Source organism: Sinosporangium siamense, from assembly GCF_016863435.1.
GTDB classification, from domain to species: domain Bacteria; phylum Actinomycetota; class Actinomycetes; order Streptosporangiales; family Streptosporangiaceae; genus Sinosporangium; species Sinosporangium siamense.
Genome location: NZ_BOOW01000034.1, coordinates 127,146 through 147,735, shown reverse-complemented (window position 1 = coordinate 147,735; position 20,590 = coordinate 127,146). Strand labels below are relative to the sequence as shown.

At 71.1% G+C, this 20,590-nt stretch carries 21 protein-coding genes; 17 read left to right on the top strand and 4 right to left on the bottom strand.

Features of this window, described 5'->3' with window-relative positions; translation table 11 throughout:
* The first annotated feature begins 2 nt into the window (after positions 1–2).
* The 5 genes from Ssi02_RS26645 (at position 3) to Ssi02_RS26625 (ending at position 3,643) form a co-directional block, all read left to right on the top strand.
* The gene (locus Ssi02_RS26645; RefSeq protein ID WP_204030320.1) at positions 3–767 is read left to right on the top strand and encodes a dienelactone hydrolase family protein; all 765 of its coding nucleotides are present in this window, start codon (positions 3–5) and stop codon (positions 765–767) included.
* A gap of 179 nt (positions 768–946) precedes the next feature.
* On the top strand, positions 947–1,090 hold the full coding sequence (locus tag Ssi02_RS26640) for a hypothetical protein (protein ID WP_204030319.1): 144 nt from the start codon (positions 947–949) through the stop codon (positions 1,088–1,090).
* Positions 1,087–1,965, top strand: a complete 879-nt coding sequence (locus tag Ssi02_RS26635) for an alpha/beta fold hydrolase (RefSeq protein WP_204030318.1) — start codon at positions 1,087–1,089, stop codon at positions 1,963–1,965. Before Ssi02_RS26640 ends, Ssi02_RS26635 begins: the two co-directional genes overlap by 4 nt.
* A gap of 107 nt (positions 1,966–2,072) precedes the next feature.
* Entirely contained in the window at positions 2,073–2,960 is an 888-nt protein-coding gene (locus tag Ssi02_RS26630; protein ID WP_204030317.1) for an alpha/beta fold hydrolase, read from the top strand.
* Positions 2,957–3,643 (top strand): class II aldolase/adducin family protein, encoded by a 687-nt coding sequence (locus Ssi02_RS26625; protein WP_204030316.1) that lies wholly within the window; start codon positions 2,957–2,959, stop codon positions 3,641–3,643. Before Ssi02_RS26630 ends, Ssi02_RS26625 begins: the two co-directional genes overlap by 4 nt.
* Before the next feature lie 481 nt (positions 3,644–4,124).
* Here Ssi02_RS26625 and Ssi02_RS26620 read toward each other — a convergent pair whose 3' ends face one another.
* Both Ssi02_RS26620 and Ssi02_RS26615 read right to left on the bottom strand, forming a co-directional pair.
* Positions 4,125–5,024, bottom strand: a complete 900-nt coding sequence (locus Ssi02_RS26620) for a cation diffusion facilitator family transporter (RefSeq protein WP_204030315.1) — start codon at positions 5,022–5,024, stop codon at positions 4,125–4,127.
* Positions 5,024–5,413, bottom strand: coding sequence for an ArsR/SmtB family transcription factor (locus Ssi02_RS26615; RefSeq protein WP_204030314.1), 390 nt, complete (start codon positions 5,411–5,413; stop codon positions 5,024–5,026). The genes Ssi02_RS26620 and Ssi02_RS26615 overlap by 1 nt, the downstream gene beginning before the upstream one ends.
* A 94-nt stretch (positions 5,414–5,507) precedes the next feature.
* Here Ssi02_RS26615 and Ssi02_RS26610 point away from each other — a divergent pair, with 94 nt between their 5' ends.
* On the top strand, positions 5,508–7,055 hold the full coding sequence (locus Ssi02_RS26610; RefSeq protein ID WP_204030313.1) for an MFS transporter: 1,548 nt from the start codon (positions 5,508–5,510) through the stop codon (positions 7,053–7,055).
* A gap of 110 nt (positions 7,056–7,165) precedes the next feature.
* The gene (locus Ssi02_RS26605; RefSeq protein WP_204030312.1) at positions 7,166–7,495 is read left to right on the top strand and encodes a hypothetical protein; all 330 of its coding nucleotides are present in this window, start codon (positions 7,166–7,168) and stop codon (positions 7,493–7,495) included.
* 118 nt (positions 7,496–7,613) lie between these two features.
* Here the strand turns inward: Ssi02_RS26605 and Ssi02_RS26600 are convergent, their stop codons facing one another.
* Entirely contained in the window at positions 7,614–8,819 is a 1,206-nt protein-coding gene (locus tag Ssi02_RS26600; protein WP_204030311.1) for an MFS transporter, read from the bottom strand.
* A gap of 401 nt (positions 8,820–9,220) precedes the next feature.
* Between Ssi02_RS26600 and Ssi02_RS26595 the strand changes: the two genes are divergently transcribed.
* The 10 genes from Ssi02_RS26595 to Ssi02_RS26550 all read left to right on the top strand — a co-directional run bounded on the left by Ssi02_RS26595 (position 9,221) and on the right by Ssi02_RS26550 (position 19,008).
* Positions 9,221–10,018: a hypothetical protein gene (locus Ssi02_RS26595; protein WP_204030310.1), complete on the top strand. Its 798-nt coding sequence runs from the start codon at positions 9,221–9,223 to the stop codon at positions 10,016–10,018.
* The gene (locus Ssi02_RS26590) at positions 10,015–11,409 is read left to right on the top strand and encodes a CocE/NonD family hydrolase (RefSeq protein ID WP_204030309.1); all 1,395 of its coding nucleotides are present in this window, start codon (positions 10,015–10,017) and stop codon (positions 11,407–11,409) included. Before Ssi02_RS26595 ends, Ssi02_RS26590 begins: the two co-directional genes overlap by 4 nt.
* The gene (locus tag Ssi02_RS26585; RefSeq protein ID WP_204030308.1) at positions 11,406–12,845 is read left to right on the top strand and encodes a YcaO-like family protein; all 1,440 of its coding nucleotides are present in this window, start codon (positions 11,406–11,408) and stop codon (positions 12,843–12,845) included. Before Ssi02_RS26590 ends, Ssi02_RS26585 begins: the two co-directional genes overlap by 4 nt.
* A gap of 62 nt (positions 12,846–12,907) precedes the next feature.
* Positions 12,908–14,116, top strand: a complete 1,209-nt coding sequence (locus Ssi02_RS26580; protein WP_204030307.1) for a YcaO-like family protein — start codon at positions 12,908–12,910, stop codon at positions 14,114–14,116.
* A 45-nt stretch (positions 14,117–14,161) separates the two neighbouring features.
* A complete protein-coding gene (locus Ssi02_RS26575; RefSeq protein ID WP_204030306.1) occupies positions 14,162–15,139 on the top strand; it encodes an ABC transporter substrate-binding protein in 978 nt (325 codons plus the stop codon).
* A 7-nt stretch (positions 15,140–15,146) separates the two neighbouring features.
* A complete protein-coding gene (locus Ssi02_RS26570; RefSeq protein WP_204030305.1) occupies positions 15,147–16,223 on the top strand; it encodes a FecCD family ABC transporter permease in 1,077 nt (358 codons plus the stop codon).
* Positions 16,220–17,047: an ABC transporter ATP-binding protein gene (locus tag Ssi02_RS26565; RefSeq protein WP_204030304.1), complete on the top strand. Its 828-nt coding sequence runs from the start codon at positions 16,220–16,222 to the stop codon at positions 17,045–17,047. Before Ssi02_RS26570 ends, Ssi02_RS26565 begins: the two co-directional genes overlap by 4 nt.
* Positions 17,048–17,323: 276 nt before the next feature.
* A complete protein-coding gene (locus tag Ssi02_RS26560; RefSeq protein ID WP_373870200.1) occupies positions 17,324–17,953 on the top strand; it encodes an ATP-dependent Clp protease proteolytic subunit in 630 nt (209 codons plus the stop codon).
* A gap of 4 nt (positions 17,954–17,957) precedes the next feature.
* Positions 17,958–18,578 (top strand): ATP-dependent Clp protease proteolytic subunit, encoded by a 621-nt coding sequence (locus Ssi02_RS26555; RefSeq protein ID WP_204030303.1) that lies wholly within the window; start codon positions 17,958–17,960, stop codon positions 18,576–18,578.
* Between the two features lie 64 nt (positions 18,579–18,642).
* The gene (locus Ssi02_RS26550) at positions 18,643–19,008 is read left to right on the top strand and encodes a hypothetical protein (protein ID WP_204030302.1); all 366 of its coding nucleotides are present in this window, start codon (positions 18,643–18,645) and stop codon (positions 19,006–19,008) included.
* Positions 19,009–19,071: 63 nt separating this feature from the next.
* Here Ssi02_RS26550 and Ssi02_RS26545 read toward each other — a convergent pair whose 3' ends face one another.
* Complete coding sequence (locus tag Ssi02_RS26545; protein WP_204030301.1) at positions 19,072–20,463, bottom strand: cation:dicarboxylate symporter family transporter; 1,392 nt, start codon at positions 20,461–20,463, stop codon at positions 19,072–19,074.
* Between the last annotated feature and the right edge of the window lie 127 nt (positions 20,464–20,590).

Here is a 20,590-nt window from a genome sequence, read left to right as displayed (position 1 = left end):
CCGTGCCCGACCCCGCACACGCCGTCTGGGTGAGCTTCCCCAGCGGCGCCGACCAGATCAACGGGTATCTGGCCCTGCCCGAGGGCCGCCCCCGCCCACCCGTGGCGATCATGGTCCACGAGAACCTCGGCGTCACCGAGCACCGCAGGCAGGTGACCGAACTCCTGGCCGCCGAAGGCATCGCCTGCCTCACCGTGGACCTCTACAGCCGCATCGGGGGGCGCCCGCCGCAGGACTACAACACCGCCGAGGAGAGGCGCGCCAAAGCCTTTCTCGCCGCCCGCGACGAACAGGCCGTTCCCGACCTCGACGCCGCACTGGACTATCTGGCGGGCCGCGACGACGTCGACGCCTCACGTGCCGCCGCGATCGGCTTCTGCCTCGGCGGCGGCCTCGTGCTGGCCTGGGCCGCGCAGACCGACCGGCTCGCCTGTGCCGTATCGCTCTACGGCCTGCCGGAACTGCCCCCCGCCTACAGCCCCACCGGGCGCACCCGCTCCCGCATCGACACCGCCGACCAGGTGCGCTGCCCTCTCCAGGCCCACTTCGGCGGCGCCGACCACGTCATCCCGCTCGACCAGGTCGCCCGGCTCGGCGACGCGCTCAAACGCAGCGGGCAGCACACCGAGGTGCACGTCCACGACGGTGCCGGGCACGCCTACCACGACGACACCCACCCGAGCTATCACCCGCAGGCGGCGGCTGCCACTTGGGAGAGCTCGGTGGCTTTCATGAAGGAGCACCTGTTCACGAAGGAGCAGCCGTGAGATCGGTGGGGCGGAGGCCGCGGCCCTTGGGGTTCCATGCGGCGTGGCCGCCTTATGAGCCGGTGCGCACGAAGCCGGTGGGGCGGAGGCCGCAGCCCTCAAAGGGGGTGCTCGCGAGGCCGGTGGGGCGGAGGCCGCGGCCCTCGACGGGGGTGCTCGCGAGGCCGGTGGGGCGGGAAATGCCGCATCATGCGGCGCGACCGCCTTATGAGCCGGTGCGCGGGCTCGCGGTGGCCGCGCTGCGTCGTCCGGTGAAGCCGCTGATCTCGGTCAAAGTCGCCGGTGACGGCAGGGCTGCCGCGACCTTCGGAGGTGTGCGATGACACGGCGAACCGGTGTCCCTGCCCCCGCCGCGTCGCCGAGCCTGTGGACTGGGTTGCTCGGGGCGGAGGTCCGGTTCGTTGACGCTTCCGGTGTGCGCACCCGGGTCGTCTCCCTCGGTGTCGGCGACCCCGTGGTACTCCTGCACGGGCGCGGCGGTCACATCGAGACCTTCGCACGCACCCTGCCCGCGCTCGCCGCCTCCGGGCGCCGAGCTATCGCTGTCGACCTGCTCGGCCACGGTCTCACCGGCCGGGCCGACGGCGGCTACGGGGTGGAGCGGCTGGCTGAGCACGCTCATGCCGTACTGACCGCGCTCGGGCTGGGACGGGTCGACCTCGTCGGGCAGTCGCTGGGCGGATGGATCGCCGTGCTACTCGCCCTGCGCGACCCCGCGCGGGTACGGCGGCTGGCCCTCATCGAGCCGGCCGGGCTGCAGTCCGAGGCGACCCGGCTGGCCGACGGCAGAGTCCGCGCCGCCTATGAGCGGGGCGGACAGGCATACCGCGAACCCACCCCCGAAGCGGTGCGGACCCGCCTGGCAGGGCTCCTTGCCGCCCCCGACACCGTCGATCCCGAACTCGTCGCCGTCCGCACCGCGCTGTACGCCCCGGCCGAAGCGCGCGACGTGCACCAGCAGGTCCGTGCCGCCGACAACGAAGGTGTACTGCTGACGCCCGACAGGTTGGCGAAGGTCGGCGCTCCGGTGCTGATCATCCGGGGCGAGCACGGCCACACCCCGCTGAACGTGGTGGAGGCCGCGGCAGCAGCCCTGCCCGATGCCCGCGTGGTGACCGTGCCCCAGGCCAAGCAGTGGCCACAGTTCGAGCAGCCGGAGATCGTCGCGGACGCTCTTGTGCAGTTCCTGGGGGGCTGACGCGGGCTGGGACCGCACACAGCCACCATCCACCCCCAAACCCCGTCGGGCGCGCATGCCATGAGGAGGTCGGCGCCCGCATTGTCTACATCGCAAGGAGAAACCCCGTGAACACTTTCTGGACCGAGGCTCTCGGTGCCGAGATCCGCTTTCGCGACGCGGGCGGCTGGCGCACCCGCTCCATCGAGGCAGGTCAAGGCGACGCCGTCATCCTGATGGGCGGGCTGACCGGCCATGCCGAGGCATTCATCCGTAACGTCCTGCCCCTGGCCGAACGCGGCCTGAACGTGCATGCGATCGACGCCCTCGGACATGGACTCACCGACCGTCCCGTCGACGTGACCTACCACGCCCCCGTCTTCACCGACCACCTGCTGCGCTACCTTGACGCGATCGGTGTGGAACGAGCCCACCTCGTCGGACAGTCCCTAGGCGGCTGGACCGCGCTGCGGACCGCGCTCACCCACCCCGACCGCGTCGGCCGCATCGTCTCCGTCACCGGCGCCGGCCTCTTGCTCGACGACGCGGGCCGCCGTGAGGAAAGCGAACGCGTCCACGCCCAGGTGAAGGCCGTCACCGCCAAGGCAGCCGCCGCACCCACCCGCGACAGCGTGCGCGCACGCCTGGAGTGGCTCATGGTGAATCCCTCCACCGTGACCGACGAACTGGTCGAGTGCCGCTACCGCTACTACACGCTCCCCGGCACCGAGGAGGCGCAGGCCAAGCTGATCGCCGAGCAGCCCGGTGAGGGGAACCGCGCCTACATGCTCCGCGAGGAGGACCTGAAGCGGATCGGGCACGAGACCCTCGTCCTGTGGACCGACCACAACCCCACCACACCGGCCGAGGTCGGCCGCCGCGCCGGCGAGATCCTTCCACGCGGCAGCTTCGACATGATCACCTCGGCGGGACACTGGCCCATGTTCGAGCAGCCGGAACAGTTCAACCGAATCGTCGGTGACTTCTTGACCAAGGGCTCCGGAGCCGCCGGGTGAACGGCCCCGCCGAAGAGGTAGCGACCGGTTGCCGGGTGCTGGCCGCCCACGGTCACACCGACATGGTGTGGGGGCATTTGTCGCAGCGTGATCCGGGCGGCCGGGACGTGTGGCTGAAGTCCGCCGGATACGGTTTCCAGGAGATCACCCCGGACCTGGTCGTCCGTATCGACCGTGACGGCAGGCCCACGGGCGGGCAGGGAAGGGTGCACCTGGAGTTTCCCATCCACACCGAGATCATGGCGGCCCGCCCCGACGTCGGCGCCGTCGTGCACACTCACGCCGAAGCGGCCGTGGCCTTCGCCGCGACCGGCCTGCCGCTACTCCCACTCGGTCACGAGGGCACCCTGTTCTGGCCACCCGACATCGCCCGATTCACCGAAACCGGCGACCTCATCCACAACCGCTACCTGGGCGAACGGCTGGCCGCCACCCTCGGCGACCGCAACGCGGTGCTACTCCACCACCACGGCCTGGTCACCGTGGGATCCGACGTCGCCACCGCCGTGATGACCGCCCTCTTCCTCGATAAGGCGTGCCGCACCCAACTCGCCGCCGCCTCGACCGGCATCCCCTACACCTGGTCCCCCGAGAAGGAAGCCCTAACCAAACGCAACCGCTGCTACGGCCCCCGCCAACTGACGGATGCCTGGACCCACCTGGTGCGCACCCTGCCAACGTAACAGGCGCCGGAAGGAATCCCGCGCATGCGGAGGCCGGCTCCTGCACGACGCACCGTCTGAAGCCCGGCCGCGGAAACCTCCCACGAGGCCGGGGCCGACGTGAACGCCTGACGGCAAGATCCGCCTCGCCAGGAGCATCCCCGCGTGTGCGGGGCCGACAAGCGCGCGGAGCTGGAGGCTGCGGAGCTGGAGGGACCATCCCCGCGTGTGCGGGGCCGACGCCGTGGAGCGGGAGTCCCGCCACGAGCTGTCAGGACCATCCCCGCGTGTGCGGGGCCGACACTCGTTCACCTGCGGTGTTGCGGGGCTGGGGACCTGTTTTCATTTAGTTGCGTGACGGATTCGCGGGGTCGGCTGATCCGGCGAGTCCTCACAAGCTGATGGTAGGGCCCGACCAGAGGGGCCAAGTACGGTTCGGCGGGTCGGTCCACAAGGGCAAGGTTGCGGGGTGCTCCGTACGGCATAAGCGAGGTCGGCCAAGTCACCAGCCGAGTTCGTCGCACCCCTTATGTTCCGCCGGTTCCACCTGGAGGGTCGCGTGGGCGACGCCGTGGCGTTGTTGGAGTAGGTGGCGGGCCTGGTCGAGGGTGGCGTGGTTGTCTGCGGGGTCGCCGATGACCAGGTGGGCGGTGGCGACGTTCATGCCGGAGGTCAGGGTCCACAGGTGGAGGTCGTGGACGTCGCGGACGCCCTTGATGGCGGCCAGGTCGGCGGTCACGGCGGCCGGGTCGACGTCGGCGGGGACGTGCTGGCCGAGGACGGCGAAGACCTGGCGGCCCAGGCCGACGGCGCGGACGGCGACGAAGACGCCGATGGCCAGGGCGACGGCGGTGTCCCACACGGGCTGGCCGGTGGCGGCGACGAGCCAGCCGGCGACGATGACGCCCACCGAGCCGGCGGTGTCGGCGACGACCTCCAGGTAGGCGCCCTTGACGTTGAGGCTTTCAGCGGCGCCGGAGCGCAGGAGGAGCAGCGCGATGACGTTGACCACCAGGCCGATGGCGCCGACGACGAGCATCGGGTCGGGGGAGACCTCGGCGGTCGTGCCGATGCGGCCGATGGCCTCGGTGACGACGTAGACGGCGACGCCCAGCATCATCAGCACGGCCAGGAGCGAGGCGAACACCTCGGCGCGGTAGGAGCCGTAGCTGCGCCGGCCGGTGGTGTCGGGGCGGGTCGCGATGCGGGTGGCCAGGAGGGCGGCGCCCAGGGTGACGACGTCGGCCGCCATGTGGCCGGCGTCGGACAGGAGGGCAAGAGAGCCTGAGATGAGGCCGTAGACGAGTTCGACGATGAAGAATCCACCGATCAACACAAAGGAGACGGCCAGCCGCCACCGGTGGCGGCCTCCGGCGTGGCCGTGTCCGTGACCGGCACCCATCATCGGCCCCTTTCACATTCGACGTGGACGGGCTGGGCGTGTTCGGTGTGTGCAAGGGCAAGGTCCAGCAACATCCGCACGTGGGGGTCTTCAAGGCGGTAGTAGGCCAAACGTCCGGATCTTCGTACGGAGACGACCCGGTGGGCGCGCAGCAGACGCAAGGCGTGGGAGACGGCGGACTCGCTGTGCCCGGTGACGGCGGCCAGGTCGGAGACGCACAGTTCGCCGTCGAGGAGGCTGACCAGCATGCGTAGCCGGCCGGGGTCGGAGAGCAGGCCGAAGATCTCCGCGGTGTCGTCCAGTGACTCTGAGCTGGGCATACGCTCACGTATAGCGGCGGCGCGGTCCGCGTCGGCCACCATCAAATGGTCATCTGAATAGCTGTTCATATAAACAGCATAACCCGGCCGGGCGCTGCCGTACGCCCGAGGGGCCTGGATTCGTCTTGACCTCAAGTTGACTTGAGTTCTTAGGGTCGGGCGTATGTCCACCAGACGCGCAGGCAGCCGCGAATGGATAGGTTTGGCCGTCCTGGTGCTGCCCACACTTCTCATCTCCATCGATACAACGGTGCTGACGCTGGCCGTGCCGTCCCTCAGCGAGGACCTGCGGCCCAGCGGCACCCAGTTGTTGTGGATCAACGACATCTACGGCTTCCTCATCGCCGGCTTCCTGATCACGATGGGCAACCTGGGTGATCGGTACGGCCGGCGCAAAGTCCTGCTGATCGGCGCGGCGGCGTTCGCCGGGGCATCGCTGCTCGCGGCGTTCGCACCTAGCGCCGAGTTGCTGATCGTGGCGAGGGCGCTCCTCGGGGTGGCGGGGGCCACGCTGATGCCGTCCACGATGTCGCTGATCCGCAACATGTTCCACGATCCGGTCCAGCGCACCACCGCCATCAGCGTGTGGATGGCGGGTTTCACCGGCGGCCTGGTGGTCGGCCCGCTCGTCGGCGGGTTGCTGCTTGAGCACTTTTCGTGGGGGGCGGTGTTCCTGCTCAACGTGCCGGTCATGGTGATCCTGCTGGTGCTCGGGCCGCTGCTGCTGCCCGAGTATCGGACAGCGGCCTCAGGCCCCGTCGACCTGGCCAGTGTGGCCCTGTCGGTGTCGGCCGTGCTTCTCGTGATCTACGGGGTGAAGGAGATCGCCGCCTACGGGCCGAGCGTTGTCGCCCTTCTTGTGCTCGCCGCCGGGGTTGTGCTCGGGGTGGTGTTCGTCCGGCGCCAGCGCGGGCTCGCCGACCCGCTGCTCGACATGCGGTTGTTCTCGGTGCCGAGGTTCAGGGCCGCGCTCGGCGTGCTGACCCTGGTCATCCTCATCGGGCCGGTCGTCGGGCTGCTCTCCGGGCAGTATCTTCAGCTGGTCGTCGGGCTGTCGCCGTTCCAGGCGGGGCTGGTGACGCTCGCCCCGGCCGCCGCCATGCTGGTGGGTTTCGCGCTGGCTCCGATGCTGGCCAAGCGGTGGAACGCCGGGTTGTTGTCGGCCGGCGGGCTGCTCGTCGCGGCGCTGGGGCTGTCGCTGATCGGGTTCGTCGGGGGTTCCGGCCGGGATCTGTGGCTGATTCTCGCCGGGCAGACGTTGTTCTTCCTCGGTGCGTCACCGCTGATGGTGCTCGGTATCGACATGGTGGTCGGGGCGGCGCCGCCGGAACGTTCCGGTTCGGCGGCGGCTTTGTCGGAGACCGTGCAGGAGTTCGGCGGGGCTCTTGGGCTGGCGGTCTTCGGCACGGTGGCGACAGCCGTCTACCGGATGGGCTTCGCCGTACCCGAGGGAGTGTCCGGGCAGGTCGCGGCGGCGGCGCACGACACCCTCGGCGGGGCGGTCGCGGCGGCCGCCTCCCTGCCGGGGGAGGCGGGAGCGGCACTGGCCGCGGCGGCCAAGGCGGCGTTCGCCGGCGGGGTGCGGGTGTCGATAGTGGCGGCGGCGCTTGTGGTGGTGGCCGCGGCGGTGCTGGCCGCCGTGGCGTTGCGCCGCGCGGCGGGGGAGGAGAAGGAGGAGGTGCGGGAGTCTGCCAAAGAGAGTGTTGCATAGGAAACTTTCCTAATTAATACTGAGAGTGCACTTCGCAACGTTCCAGATCAGAGCCACCTTTTCGCCCGGCGGCGGGAGCCGCCGCATCCCCCGGTTCCTGGAGGTTCACCGTGTTCCGACGTGCGCTCGCCACTACGGCGGCAGCCGCCCTCACCGCCATCGCGACACTGACCGTCGCCACCCCCGCCCAGGCGGAGGTCGACATGGTCGCCAGCCCGCTCTACCTCGGCGACTACTGCCGCTCCCAGGTCCACAGCAGTGCGGGCATCGGCTTCTACTACGGCGGATCGGTGGAATGCCACAGCTTCGCCAGTGGAGGCGGCCTGGCCTACGTCGGATCGGGTTCGCCCTGGTCGGCGTGCGCGTGGTACAGAACGCCGCCGGTGATCCGCATCCGCACCGTGGTCGGCGGTGCCCTGGGCTGCACATATGCCTATTAGGCGGAACGTGGGAGTGCCTGCTCCCCGATCAGGGGCAGGCGCGGAGGGGAGTACGGCTAAGCCGCGTTGAGCGGGTGCCTGCTCCCCGATCGGGGGCAGGCGCCCTCATTCAGCGGTGTCACGTGGGCAGGGTGATCTTGTCTAGGCGCAGGGCGAGCAGCCAGGCCGCGCCGGGCAGGGCCATCAGCGCGCCGAGAACCGGCAGGAGAAGGCCGGGGCCGAGGAGGTCCAGCAGGGCGCCGGAGGCGACCGCGGAGATGCCCAGGCTGAGGGTCGCCACGGCACTCCACAGCGACACGACCCTGCCGCGCACGGAGTCGGGTGCGTTGTCGAGGAGGGCCGCCATCGAGGCTGGGCCGTACAGGACGTTGGCGGCGGCCGCGACGGCCCAGACCAGCAGGGTCGGTCCGATGCTCGCGGGGAGGCCCAGCGCGGCGACGAGTACGCCCTCGCAGACACAGGACCACCCGATCACGACGAGTCTCCCCCGGGCGGGCAGGCGGGCGAGGCGGGGGGCGGTGGTCAGGAGCACCGCGGCGCCGGTGATGCCCTGGACGGTGTAGAACCAGCCGACGCCACCGTCCCCCAGGCGGTGCACCTGGGTGGCCAGAAAGGTCATGGTGGTGAGGGTGCCGCCGAGGCCGAGGCAGAAGACGGCCTCCAGGGTCAGCAGCGCACTCACCACGCGGTTGCGGCGTGCGGCGTCGAGTCCCTCGCGGAAGGCGCCGAAGCCGCGCGCCGCCTGGGGTGAGGTGTCGCCCCGGCGGGCGCCGCGGTGCACCTTGGCCGTGAAGAGGAACGAGACGGCGAAGGACAGCGCGTTGACCACGAAGGCCCAGCGCCAGCCGATCAGGGCGACGGCCGCCGCTCCGGCGAGACCGCCCACGGCCTGAAAGAGCAGCCCGTTGACCTGGACTGCGGCGGAGTAGAGCACATATTCGCCCGGCCGTACCAGCGAGGGCATCCACGCGTTGCGCGCGGCCTGGAAGACGTATCCGGTCGCGGCCGAGGCGAAGGTCAGCAGGTAGACCAGCCAGACCGTCGCCGGGCTGTCGGCGAGGAGGAAGGCCAGGGCGAGCAGGGCCATGGCCACGTCGCCGGCCAGCATGACGGTGCGGCGGTCGAGGCGGTCGGCGAGCACGCCGCCCCAGGCGCCGAAGACGACACCCGGCAGATAACGCACCGCCAGGGAGGCGCCGGCGGCGAGTGCGGCCCCGGTGTGCTCGTAGATCATGGCGAACACCGCGACCGAGGTGAACCAGCCGCCGCACACGCTGACCAGGTTGCCCCACCACAGCAGCCGGAAGTCGCGATTGCCGGCCATCAGAGCGAGGAGTCCGTCCGCCACGGGAGGCGGAGAGTGGGCTTTGGTGTGATCCACGCCGATTTAAGGTACATCAAAAGGAAAGTGAAAACCATTACCAAAAAGCCATAGACGATGGTTATCGTTTCCCCGTATGGTCTGGGTGATCGCCCGCCGACCCCGTCGGGGGGCTCCGCAAAGCGTGAGGAGGTGAATCGATGAAGGTGAAGAAGCTGAAGGTCTCGCAGGTCCGCGTCAGCGTGCACTCGAGCAACCACGCGACCGTGGCCCGCTCCGCCCTCGCCTGGCGCTAAGGACCGACGGTTCGCTGATGACCGCAGGTCCTGACCCGCGTGGGGGCACGCTCGAACCGCGCCCCCACGCGGGACTGCCAACGTAGTCCAGAAAGGACGGATCGCGCGATGCACGCCCTGGTCGGCGGCACCTCGTTCGTGCCGACGGAGGACGGCTGGCTCGTCCACACCCCGCAAGAGGACTTCCTCACCATCGAGCTTGACGCCGCGCACGCCGCTCCGCTTTCCGAACTGCTCTCCGGGGACGGCCCCGACGCCGCCGAGCTGCTGGAGGTGCTCGGCCGCGAGGGCGTCCTGGCCGCCCCCGCTCCGCCCCGGCCAGAAGGCGACGTGGTCGTGTGCGGGGAAGGCCCGCTCTTCCAGGTTCTGCCCGCTCTTCTCGCCGACGTCGGCCTGCCGGTGCGCAGTCTTCCCCTCGCCGCCCCTCCCGCGGTCGGCGAGCTCGAAGCCCTGACCGGGGTCGCTGTGCTCGTCGTGGTGGCCTCGCGGCTGCTCGACGCCCGGCTGAGGGAGGTCGACGAGCACTGCCGCGCCCGTCGCCTGCCCTGGCACCTCGGATTCGCCGAGGGCCGCCGCTGGTACACCGGGCCCTTCCACACCGGCCCCGGCACCCCGTCCTACCGTGACCTGCGCCTGCGCCGCCTGGCCGCCTCGCCCTGGCCGCAGGAGCTGGCCGCCTACTGGAGCTGGCTGGACGCGGGCGGACTTCCCCAGCCCGACCCCGCCGCGCCGATCGGCGCCTGCACGGCTGCCGCGCTCATCACCGCGGACCTGCGCGCCTTCCTCCACGGCGAGACCCCGAACGGCGTCGGCGCGCACATGGGGGCGGACCCCGCCACGGGGGAGGTCCGCCGCCACACCGTCATGGCCGTCCCCGGCGACCTGCTGATGCTGAAGGCGCCGTGATCTCCGTCGACGTGGCGATCCCCGGCGCCGGCGGGGGGCGTCTTCCGGCCGACATCTTCCTCCCCGTGAGGCTGCCCGCCCCCGTGGTCGTCGTCCGCACGCCCTACGGCACACCTCCGCTGTGGCCCGAGGCCGAGGTCCTGGCCGATGAGGGCGTGGCGGTGGTCCTGCAGGACCTGAGGGGCCGCTACCGCGCGGACGGGGAGTTCGTCCCCGGCGCCGACGAGAGCGCCGACGGCCACGCGGTCCTCGACTGGGCCGCCCGGCAGAGCTGGTCGGACGGCACCGCCCTGCTGTACGGCACCGCCTACGAGGCCTACGCGGCATGGTGCGCGGCCGACCACCCGTCGGTGTGCGGGATCGTCAGCCGGCAGCCCTGGCCCGGCGGGGCACCCGCCGTGGACGAGGAGCTGTGGTGGCGCACCGAGCTCGGCACGGGGCGCCACCTGCGGCCCGGCCTGTACGACCTCGCGCTGGCCCGCGACCCGGACCTGCGCGGCGTGCTCGCCGACCCCGCGAGCTGGCCGGTCCCGCTCGGCCCCTGGCCGCCCACGCCCAGCAGCTGGAAACCGCAGTCGCGCAGGGCCCTGGCCCGGGCACGCAAGGTCGCGATCCCAAGCCTCCACCTGGGAAGCTGGTATTGCGGCTCGGCGACCACATCCCTGCGGCAGGGCGCGCTCGCCCGCAGGGCGACCGTGCTGATCGGCGGATGGGCGTCGCCGCTGACCCACCGGCTGCAGCCGGACTGCGCCCTGGCGGTGCCCGAGGGCGACGACCCCCGCGACCTGGCCGTCTCCTGGCTGGCCGCGCTGGCCGCCAAGGGCGACCCGCTCGCCGTCACCGGCGACCGCCTCCTCACCCTGGGCGCGGGGCGGTGGGACGACACCAGCCCGCTGCCGCCCGCCGGGCCCACCCGCGCCCCGGTCCCGGTCCGGCCGCGCCGCCGCCGGCACACTCTGCGCCACGACCCCCGCGACCCCCACCCCTCCCTCCCGCACTCGGCCGACCTCGCGGGACTCGGCGACCGGGACGACGTCGTACGGCTGACCACCGGGCCACCCCTTCGCTGGCACGGCGTCGTGTCGCTGAACTGCCGCGTCACCGCGGACGCACCGGCCGAGCTGGTCGCGACGCTGGTCCACGAGCGGCCGGGAGGCACGCGCGTGCGCCTGTGCGACGGGACCACGCCGCTTCGCCCCGGAGCCCAGACGGTGGTGCTGCGCCTGGCCCCCGTCGCCGTGGAGCTCCCCGAGGGACATCTGGCGCACCTGGAGCTCACCGTGGGCCGCCACCCCCGCCACCGCGCACCCGACCGGCCCGTCACCCTCGCCGTCTCACTCGATCCCGACACAGCACTGCGCGTGCCCAGGCCGCGAGAGGAGAACCCGTGAACCCCCCGGAGACAGCGCCGGCGCAGGACCCGGCTGACGATCTGGTGGACGAGCGCACCGGGCTCATCACCCGGGTCGACCGGGCCGAGCGGCAGCCGTGGTGGCCGCGCGGCCTGGACATCTGCTCGGCCTCGGTGGGGGCGATCTCCCACCACCTGCCCTGGCACGCCGACCGCGTCTCGACCGGCACCGCCTTCAACGACCCGGAGCACGCCAGGATCGCCGCGATCGGCGAAGCCGTCGAACGCTACTGCGGCAACTTCGTCCCGGCCGGGCTGCGCCGCGCCTCCTACACGGAGCTCCTCGACGCCGGGGAGCGGGCCGTCGACCCCGGCTCCCTCGCGCTCTACTCGCAGGCGCAATACGCCGAGCCGGGGTGCCCGTTCACCGTATTCACCGCGGACCTGCCCGTGCTGTGGACTGAGGGGGTCACGCTCGGCGGCGGGTCGGGCGGGGACGAGGAGGCCGTGTGGGTGCCCGCCTCGCTCACCTACGTCAACTACTTCCAGCCTCCGCGTGAAGCCGAGCCGCCCACCAACTTCGCCGTGCTCGCCGGCATCGCCGCGGGCCCCGACCTGAGAGGGGCGCGCACCGCCGCCCTGGAAGAGATCATCGAACGCGACGCGACCGTGATCTGGTGGGCCAACCACCTGCCGGCCACGCCCGTGGACCTGAACGACGCGCGCCTGGCCCACCTCCTGCGTCCCGCCCCCCACCTTGGGCACGGCTGGGGGCACGCCCCGGGCACAGGCGAGGAGCTGAGCTACCGGGTCGTGGCCATCCCCACCGTCTTCGACGTGTCCGTCATCGGTGTCCTGCTGCGCGACGAGGTGCTGGACCTCACGGTGCTGGGGGTAGCCGCCCGCCCCGACCCCGCCGCCGCCGTCGCTAAGGCCCTGGCAGAGGCGGTCACCCTGCGGATATACGCCCTGGGACTGCTCGAACCGGACGGCGTGATCTGGCAGGCGGTCGCCGACGGCTATCTGAGCACCGGCCTGTTCCACCCCCACCGCGCCGACCGCGCCTACGCCGCCTCCTACCGCGACGACTTCCGCGACGTGGCCGACCTGGCCTGCCACAGCCAGATATGGCTGGACCCCGCGATGGCCGGGCACCTCGCCCCGATCACCGCCGACGTCCCTCCCGTCTCCCTGGCGGAACTGCCCGTGGTGGCCGGTGACCCCTACCTCGCCTACCTCGGCCGTCTGGCGTCCGCGGGGCTGCAGGCGCACGCCGTCGACCTCACCACACCCGATCTCGCCGCCACCGGCATCCGGGTCAGCCGGGTCGTCGTCCCCGGCGCCTACTCCAACGCCCCCGCGGCCTTCCCCTTCCTCGGCGGCACCCGGTTGTACGACGACCCGGTCCGGCTGGGGCTCAGGGCACACGCCCTGGCGGAGGCCGACGTCAACCTCGTCCCGCTCCCGCACACGTGAGGCCCGCCATCTCCCCTCTCTCCGTCCTCGCCTGCGACGAACGCAGCGGGCTGGTCAGCCGAATGGCGCGACGCCGCAGCCACGGCGTGCTGCACACCACGACCGCACTCCTCGCCGACACCGCGGCGTTCGCCCTCCCGCCGGGCAACCCCACCGTCGGCGGAGCCTCCTTCAGCGATCCGGCACGCGCCAGCGCCCGAGCGCTGGGGGAGGCCGTCGAGAGATACGCGGGGCACCTCGTCGCCGGCTCCCGGTTGCGCCGCGACACCTGGGAGCGGCTCACGGAGGCCGGTGAGGACGCGGTGGATCCGGAGACGCTCGCGCTGTACGGCGCGGCCCAGTATGAGCGGCCCGGTTTCCCTTTTTGCGGGCTCCGCCGTACCGACGCCGCCGACTGGGTCGCCGGCCGGGACGGCGACGGGGGCACCGTGTGGGTGCCCGCGTCGCTGGTGTGGCTGGCTCCGGGAGAGCACGCGACCGTGAACGGGCGTCCCACCCACCTGCCGATAGCGGCGGGCATCGCCGCCGGGCCCACCTTGCGGGCCGCCGCGGCGGCGGCGCTGGCCGAGGTGCTGGAGCGGCACGCTCTGGCGACGGCCTGGCACGGCGTGAGCGGCTTTCCCCGGCTGCCGGGCCCGCCCCTGCCGCTTCCCGCGGGCGCACGGCTGAGCTGGCACGCCGTGCCGAACCTGCTGCGGGCGCCTGTGGTGCTGTGCCTCGCGCGGAGCGACGATGGCCTGCTCGGAGTGGGCTGCTCACTGTCGCCCACCGCCGGCGCCTCCGCCCGCAAGGCCGCCGCCGAGGCGCTGCAGTCGCTCGACGCCCTCGCGGAGGTCGTTGCCGGCATCCCCGAATGGGAGCGTCCCCGCGGCGCGCTCATGCCCCACCGCGCCGACCGCCGCTACGCCGACTCCTACGCCGCCGACCTGAGCGACGCCACCGACCTGATGTGCACTTTGCAGCTTCTCGCCGACCCGCGCGTCGCAGAACCGGTGGCGGCCCGGATCCTGACGCCGCCGCCGTACGGCGAAGCCTCCGTGTCCGGGGCCGGGCAGGACCTGTGGGACCCCTACCCGGCCCTGGCCGATCGGGGACTGCGGCCGATCACCGTGGACCTGACCACCCCCGACCTCGCGTCCGCCGGGTGGGCGGTCGCCCGCGTGGTGGTTCCAGGGCTGCGGTCCACGGGACCCGCCGCCTTCCCCTTCCTCGGCGACGGCGCCGACCCCCTGCCCGCGGTCCGCGACCTGCTGCCGGTTCCCCATGCCTGAACCGGCGCCTGCCAAACCCAGCACATGAAAGAGAGACAACGCACGATGATGAAACCGAGGCCGATCGCGGCCGTGGCGCTCGCCGCGGTCCTGCTCGCCGGCTGCGGCGCGAGTCCCGGCGGCGGGGGCGCGGACACCCCGGCGGCCCCGGCCGCCGGGCCCGCCGGCGGGGGAGAGGTGAGCGTCGCCAACTGCGGAGACACCTACGCCTACAGCACGCCACCCGCGAGGGTCGTCACCTCCAGCACGGTCGCCACGGAGGTCATGCTCGCTCTCGGGCTGAAGGACCGGATGGCGGGCACGGTCGCGGCGAAGGACATCATGCCGGAATACGCCCCCGATCTGGCCGGGATCAAGGTCGTCGCCGAGTCGGCCTTCCCGCCGCCCTCCAAGGAGGTCGTCTACTCGGTCAACCCCGACCTGGTGGTGAGCGGCTACCCGGACGACTACGGGCCCAAGGCTCTCGGCGACCGGGCGCAGCTGCGAAAGGACGGCGTCAACACCTACCTGCTGTCGGGGAGCTGCCCGGGGCACCGCGCGAAAGTCGACGACACCTACACCGACCTGCGTGAACTCGGAAAGATCTTCAAGGTGGAGGCCAAAGCCGGTCAACTGGCCGCCGCCTTGAAGGCCGAGGTCGACGCGGTCGTCCCGCGCGATCCCGCGGTGCGGGTGTTCGACTACGCCGGAGGCAAGGAGAAGCCGCAGACGTCCGGCTCGGCCGCGCTCTCCGGCGACCTGTTCGAGCGGGCCGGAGGGAAGGACATCTTTCCCGAGGTCACCAGGTTCGGCCAGGTGAGCTGGGAGGAGGTCGTCAAACGCGACCCCGAGGTCATCGTCGTGGAGGACCAGGTCTTCGAACCCGCCGGCAAGTCGATCGCCTGGATGCGCTCATATGGGCCGATCCGCGATGTGACCGCGGTTAAGGAGAACCGTTTCGTCGTCGTGCCGGTGAACGACCTGCAGCCCGGTCTGCGAAGTGGCCGTGCCCTCAAGACCCTGGCCGAGGGCTTCGCCCGGTGACGCGCGAGTGAAGACCGGCGTCAGCGCTCCGGAGCTCGCCGCCGCGGGCTCCCGCCGTACCGGCCGGAGGCGGCTCACGCTGTCGGCGGCCCTGGGGCTGCTCGCCCTGGGCCTCGCCCTCTCGCTGGTCGCGGCGGTGGGGCTCGGCCCGGTGGCGATCCCGTTCACCGAGGTCTGGGGCATGATCGCGGACGCGGTGCGTTCCGACGCCGCGACCGGGCCGCTGGCGACCATCGTGCTCGACATCCGGCTTCCCCGCGTCCTGCTGGGCGCGGTGGTCGGCGCCGGGCTCGCGGTCACCGGGGCGGTGATGCAGGGGGTGCTGCGCAATCCCCTCGCCGACCCCTATCTGATCGGGGCCAGCTCGGGGGCCTCGCTTGGAGCCGTCGTCGTCCTGCTGTCGGGCGCCTCGTGGTTCGGCCTGCTGACCCTCCCGCTTTCCGCCTTCATCGGAGCGATGGCGACGTTCTCCGCGGTCGTGCTTCTCGCCCGCAGAGGCGGTCAGCTCGCCACCACCCGCCTCATCCTGTCGGGTGTCGCCGTCGCGGCCCTCGCCGAGGCCCTGACCAGCTTCATCGTCCTAACCTCACCGGAGGCGCAACTGCGCTCGGCGCTGTTCTGGACGCTGGGCGGGCTGTCCGGAACGCAGTGGCGCGACCTGTGGATCCCCGCCGCCGTCGTCGTGTGCGCGGCAGGGTGGTTCTGGATGCGCGCGGCGCTGCTCAACGCGCTCGTCCTGGGCGAGGAGGGCGCCACCAGCCTCGGTGTCGAGGTGAACCGGGTCCGGTGGCGGCTGATCGTGGTCACCGCGGTCACGGTGGGCGCGGTCGTCTCCGTCAGCGGAGGCATCGGGTTCATCGCGCTCATGGTGCCGCATGCCGTACGGATGATCGTGGGTGGCGACAACCGGTGGGTGCTGCCGATGAGCGCCTTCGGCGGGGCGCTGCTCCTGGTGTGGGTGGACGTCGGCGCACGCCTGCTCAACCAGCCCGACGAGATCCCCATAGGCGTCATCACCGCCGTGCTCGGCGCCCCCTTCTTCCTCGCGCTCCTCGCACGCGCCGATCGGAGAGCCCTGACATGACCGAGCCGGCGGCACTGCGCATCGACGACGTGCACTGGGCGCCCGGCGGCAAACCCGTCCTGCGCGGCGTCAGCCTCACCGTGGAACCCGGCGAGGTGGTCGGGCTCCTCGGCCCCAACGGCAGCGGCAAGTCCAGTCTGCTGCGGTGCGCCTACCGCCGTCAGAGGCCCGACCGCGGTGCGGTCCACCTCGACGGCGCCGACATCTGGCGCACCCCCGCCATGCGGGTCGCCCGGCGGGTCGCCGCCGTGACCCAGGACGCTCCGGCGGACCTCGAAAACCACGTCGAGCAGATCGTCGCGCTCGGCCGCACGCCATACCTCGGCGCGCTGGGCCGGCTGACGGCCGGGGAACGTAGCCTCATCGGGGCGGCGATGGCACGCTGCGAGGTCGCCCACCTGGCGGGACGTTCATACGCGAGCCTGTCGGGCGGCGAACGCCAGCGCGTGCAACTCGCCCGGGCGCTGGTGCAGGAACCTGGGCTGCTCATCCTGGACGAACCCACCAACCACCTGGACCTCCGGCACCAGGTCGAACTGCTGGGGCTGATCGGCGAGCTGGGCGTGACCGTCGTGGCCGCCCTGCACGACCTGCAACTCGCCGCGGCGGCGTGCGACCGCCTGGTGGTCCTGCACGACGGCCACCTGGTCGCGGAAGGCGACCCCCGCGAGATCGTGACCGAGCGGCTGCTGGCGGAGGTGTACGGCGTCGCCGCCGAGGTGAGCCGCGGCGGCGACGGGCTGCCCCGCCTCAGCCTTCCCCTGCCCCCGAAGCGGGGCGAGGGGGGCCGGGCGGCGTGCCGGGATGAGGCGGCCTCTGCCTGAGCGTCGCCCCGGAGATCAGGAGTCCCTGACCGGAGGCGGCACTGAATTGCCGGCGGGCGGATGCCGATTTTGAGAACGCCGTTTCTTGAAATGCAACCGAATCGGCTGCAGGCGTAATGCGCTTATAGCTTAATATGCTCGCGGCGAAATTCCGTTTAACTTGAAAGAATTGGCCGACAGCGAAAAGGTGATGTCGCCTCAAGGGGTGAGGGTTATCGTCGATCCACATCAGCGGGAGGAAACCCGAAGGCGCTTATCGAAGAACAGGCGACCCCTATGCAAGAAACATGGCCCATTCGAGCGCGTGCCCTGGAGGCGCCGCCTGAGACCGTGATGCGGCAGCTCCAGGAGCGGCTTCTCCGCAGGCGCATCGTCTTCCTCGGGCAGGAGGTCGACGACGACATCGCCAACCGCCTCTGCGGTGAGTTGCTGCTGTTGAGCGCGGAGGACCCCGAGCGGGACATCTACCTCTACATCAACTCGCCAGGCGGCTCGGTGACGGCCGGGATGGCGATCTACGACGTGATGCAGTTCATCCCCAACGACGTGGCGACGGTCGCGATCGGGTTGGCGGGGTCGATGGGGCAGGTGCTGCTGACCGCCGGGGCTCCCGGCAAACGGCATGCTCTGCCGTACTCGAGGATCATGATGCACCAGCCGTCGGGCGGCATCGGCGGCACTGCGGCGGACATCGCCATCCAGGCCGAGCACATGCTCTATGTCAAGCAGGTGCTGGCCGAGCGCATCGCCTTCCACAGCGGGCAGACGGTGGAGCAGGTGCGCGCCGACTGGGATCGGGACCGGTGGTTCAGTGCCGCCGAGGCCAGGGACTACGGGCTGGTCGACCACATCGCGGCGCAGGCGACGTCCTTGACGGCGCCCCTGCCGGCGCGCGGCGAGTCCTGAGGAGATGACGGTGTTTGAAAACCGCCATGTGCTTCCCTCGTTTGTCGAGCGCACGACCTATGGCGTCAAGGAAACGAGTCCTTACAACAAGCTGTTCGAAGACAGAATTATCTTTCTGGGCGTGCAGGTCGACGACACGTCGGCCAACGACGTGATGGCTCAGCTGCTCACGTTGGAGTCGATGGACCCCGACCGGGATATCAGTCTCTACATCGATTCGCCGGGCGGTTCTTTCACGTCGATGCTCGCGATTTATGACACCATGCAATACATCCGGCCGGAGGTGCAGACGTTCGTCCTCGGGCAGGCGGCCTCGGCCGCGGCTGTTCTGCTGGCGGCGGGTGCGCCTGGGAAGCGGTTTGCGTTGCCGCATTCGCGGATTCTGGTCCATCAGCCGTGGACCGAGGGCGGGCGTGGCAGCGGGAGCGACCTGGAGATCCAGGCTCGCGAGATCCTGAGGCTGCGGGATCTGCAGAACGACTTGTTGTCGCGGCACACGGGCCGCCCACTCAACAAGATCGCGAGCGACCTTGAGCGAGACAAGATCATGACGGCGGAGGAGGCCAGGGTGTACGGCCTGATCGACGACGTCGTCGTCTCCAGGAAACGCCGGCCGAAGGGGTGAGTCACTCCCTTCCCATCTTCCAGCCTGGCTTGTTGTCCCAGGTCAGGCGGGGTAGGGGAGGGATATGACCGTGACCAGATTTCAAGATTTTCCGCTTGCCGACCGGGATCGGGAGTGGGACGGGGACAGCGCCGAGCAGCGTGTGCGGAAGTGGGCGGGAGCCGAGGACGAACCCAACGCCGCCTACCGCGACGCCCACGTGTGGTACGACGGCGAGAAGCCGGAGAACTTCACGAGCTACAAGCTGTTGTTCGCCGACGTGATCGGCGGTGAGCTCAAGGCCGTGCCCAGGGCCGTCATGGCGGCGGGCAACGTGATGCAGGGCGGCAGGGGCGGGGTCGACCTGCCGCCGGGCGATATCGACCGGGTCAAGAATCACCTGGCGCGCTATTACCAGAAGATGGGCGAGACCGCTCCCTGGGACCGTTAGCCGACCGGGGCCGGAAGGCAGGCGTTCGGCCCGCCCGGGCGGGCCGGGCGGGCCGAGGGGGTCCTATCGCTGACCCGCCGGGACCGGTGGGGGCTCGGGCTGCCGGGCCTCGTCAGACCCGTCGTCCGTACCATCCGTTGTGTCCGGGTGGTGGCTGTCGGTGAAGGTGCTCTCGTCGAACGGTGCGCGGCCGGACAGGACCTCGGCGGCGCGGGCGGAGTCGAGTTCCTTGGTCCACGCCCCGAGGAGTATGGCGGCCACCGCGTTGCCGGCGAAGTTGGTGAGCGCCCGGGCCTCGGACATGAAGCGGTCGATGCCGACCACCAGGCCCACGCCGTCCACCAGGTCGGGCCGGTTCGACTGGAGGCCGCCGGCGAGGGTGGCCAGGCCGGAGCCGGTCACGCCCGCTGCGCCCTTGGAGGCGATGATCATGAAGAGGAGCAGCGAGACCTGCTCGCCGAAGGAGAGCGGCACGCCGGTGGCGCCGGCGACATACAGCGTGGCCATCGTGAGATAGATCGCGGTCCCGTCGAGGTTGAAGGAGTAGCCCGTCGGTACGGCGATGCCGACCACAGGGCGGCTCACGCCGAGATGCTCGAGTTTGGCGATCAGCCTCGGCAGCGCCGACTCCGACGACGACGTCGACAGGATGAGAAGGAACTCCCGGCCCAGGTAGCGCAGCAGCCGGATCAGGTTGATCCTCGTCGTGGCCCACAGCAGCGGCCCGAGGACCAGGAAGACGAACAACGCGCAGGTCACGTAGAAGCCGAACATGAGGACCGCGAGGCTCGTGAGGGCGTCGACGCCGACCGCGCCCACCACGGCGGCGATCGCGCCGAAAGCCCCCACGGGGGCGGCCCACATGATCATGCCGAGGATGCGGAAGACGAGCCGCTGAATGTGCGCGACGCCCTTGAGGATGGGAGCGGCGGCCTTGTCGCCCATGGTCTGCAGCGCGCACCCCGTGAACAGGGCCACGAGGAGGGTCTGCAAGACCTGCCCCTCGGTGAAGGCCGACAGCAGCGACGTCGGGATGATGCCGAGCAGGAAGTCCGTGGTGCTGGTCTCACCGCCCTTGGCGGCCTCGGTCTCGGCCGCCTTGCGTGCCTCGTCGGTGAGGGTGAGGCCCTCGCCCGGGTGCAGCATGTTGCCCACGACGAGCCCGATGGCCAGCGCGACCGTGGACATAAGCAGGAAGTAGCCGATCGCGAGGCCGCCGACCTTGCCGACCTTGGCCGCGCTGGCGACCGACCCCACGCCCAGCACAATGGTGCAGAAGATGATCGGGCTGATCATCATTTTGATCAGGTTGACGAAGGCGGTGCCGAGCGGCTTCAGCGCGGTGCCGAAGTCGGGAGCCATCAGCCCGACGGCGATCCCGGCCAGCACGGCGGCGATGACGGCGAGATACAGGTAATGCGTCCTGTCTCGGCGAGGTGGTGTTGGCGTCGTCACTCGACTCTCCCTGGCGATGCGGCACAACCACAAAGGGCCGTGACAAAGCGGGTCGTGTGGAGCGACTATGCGAGGTCAGTGTGAGGTGAGTCACCATTGCGTAAGTTTCGTGCATCCAGACCACGGC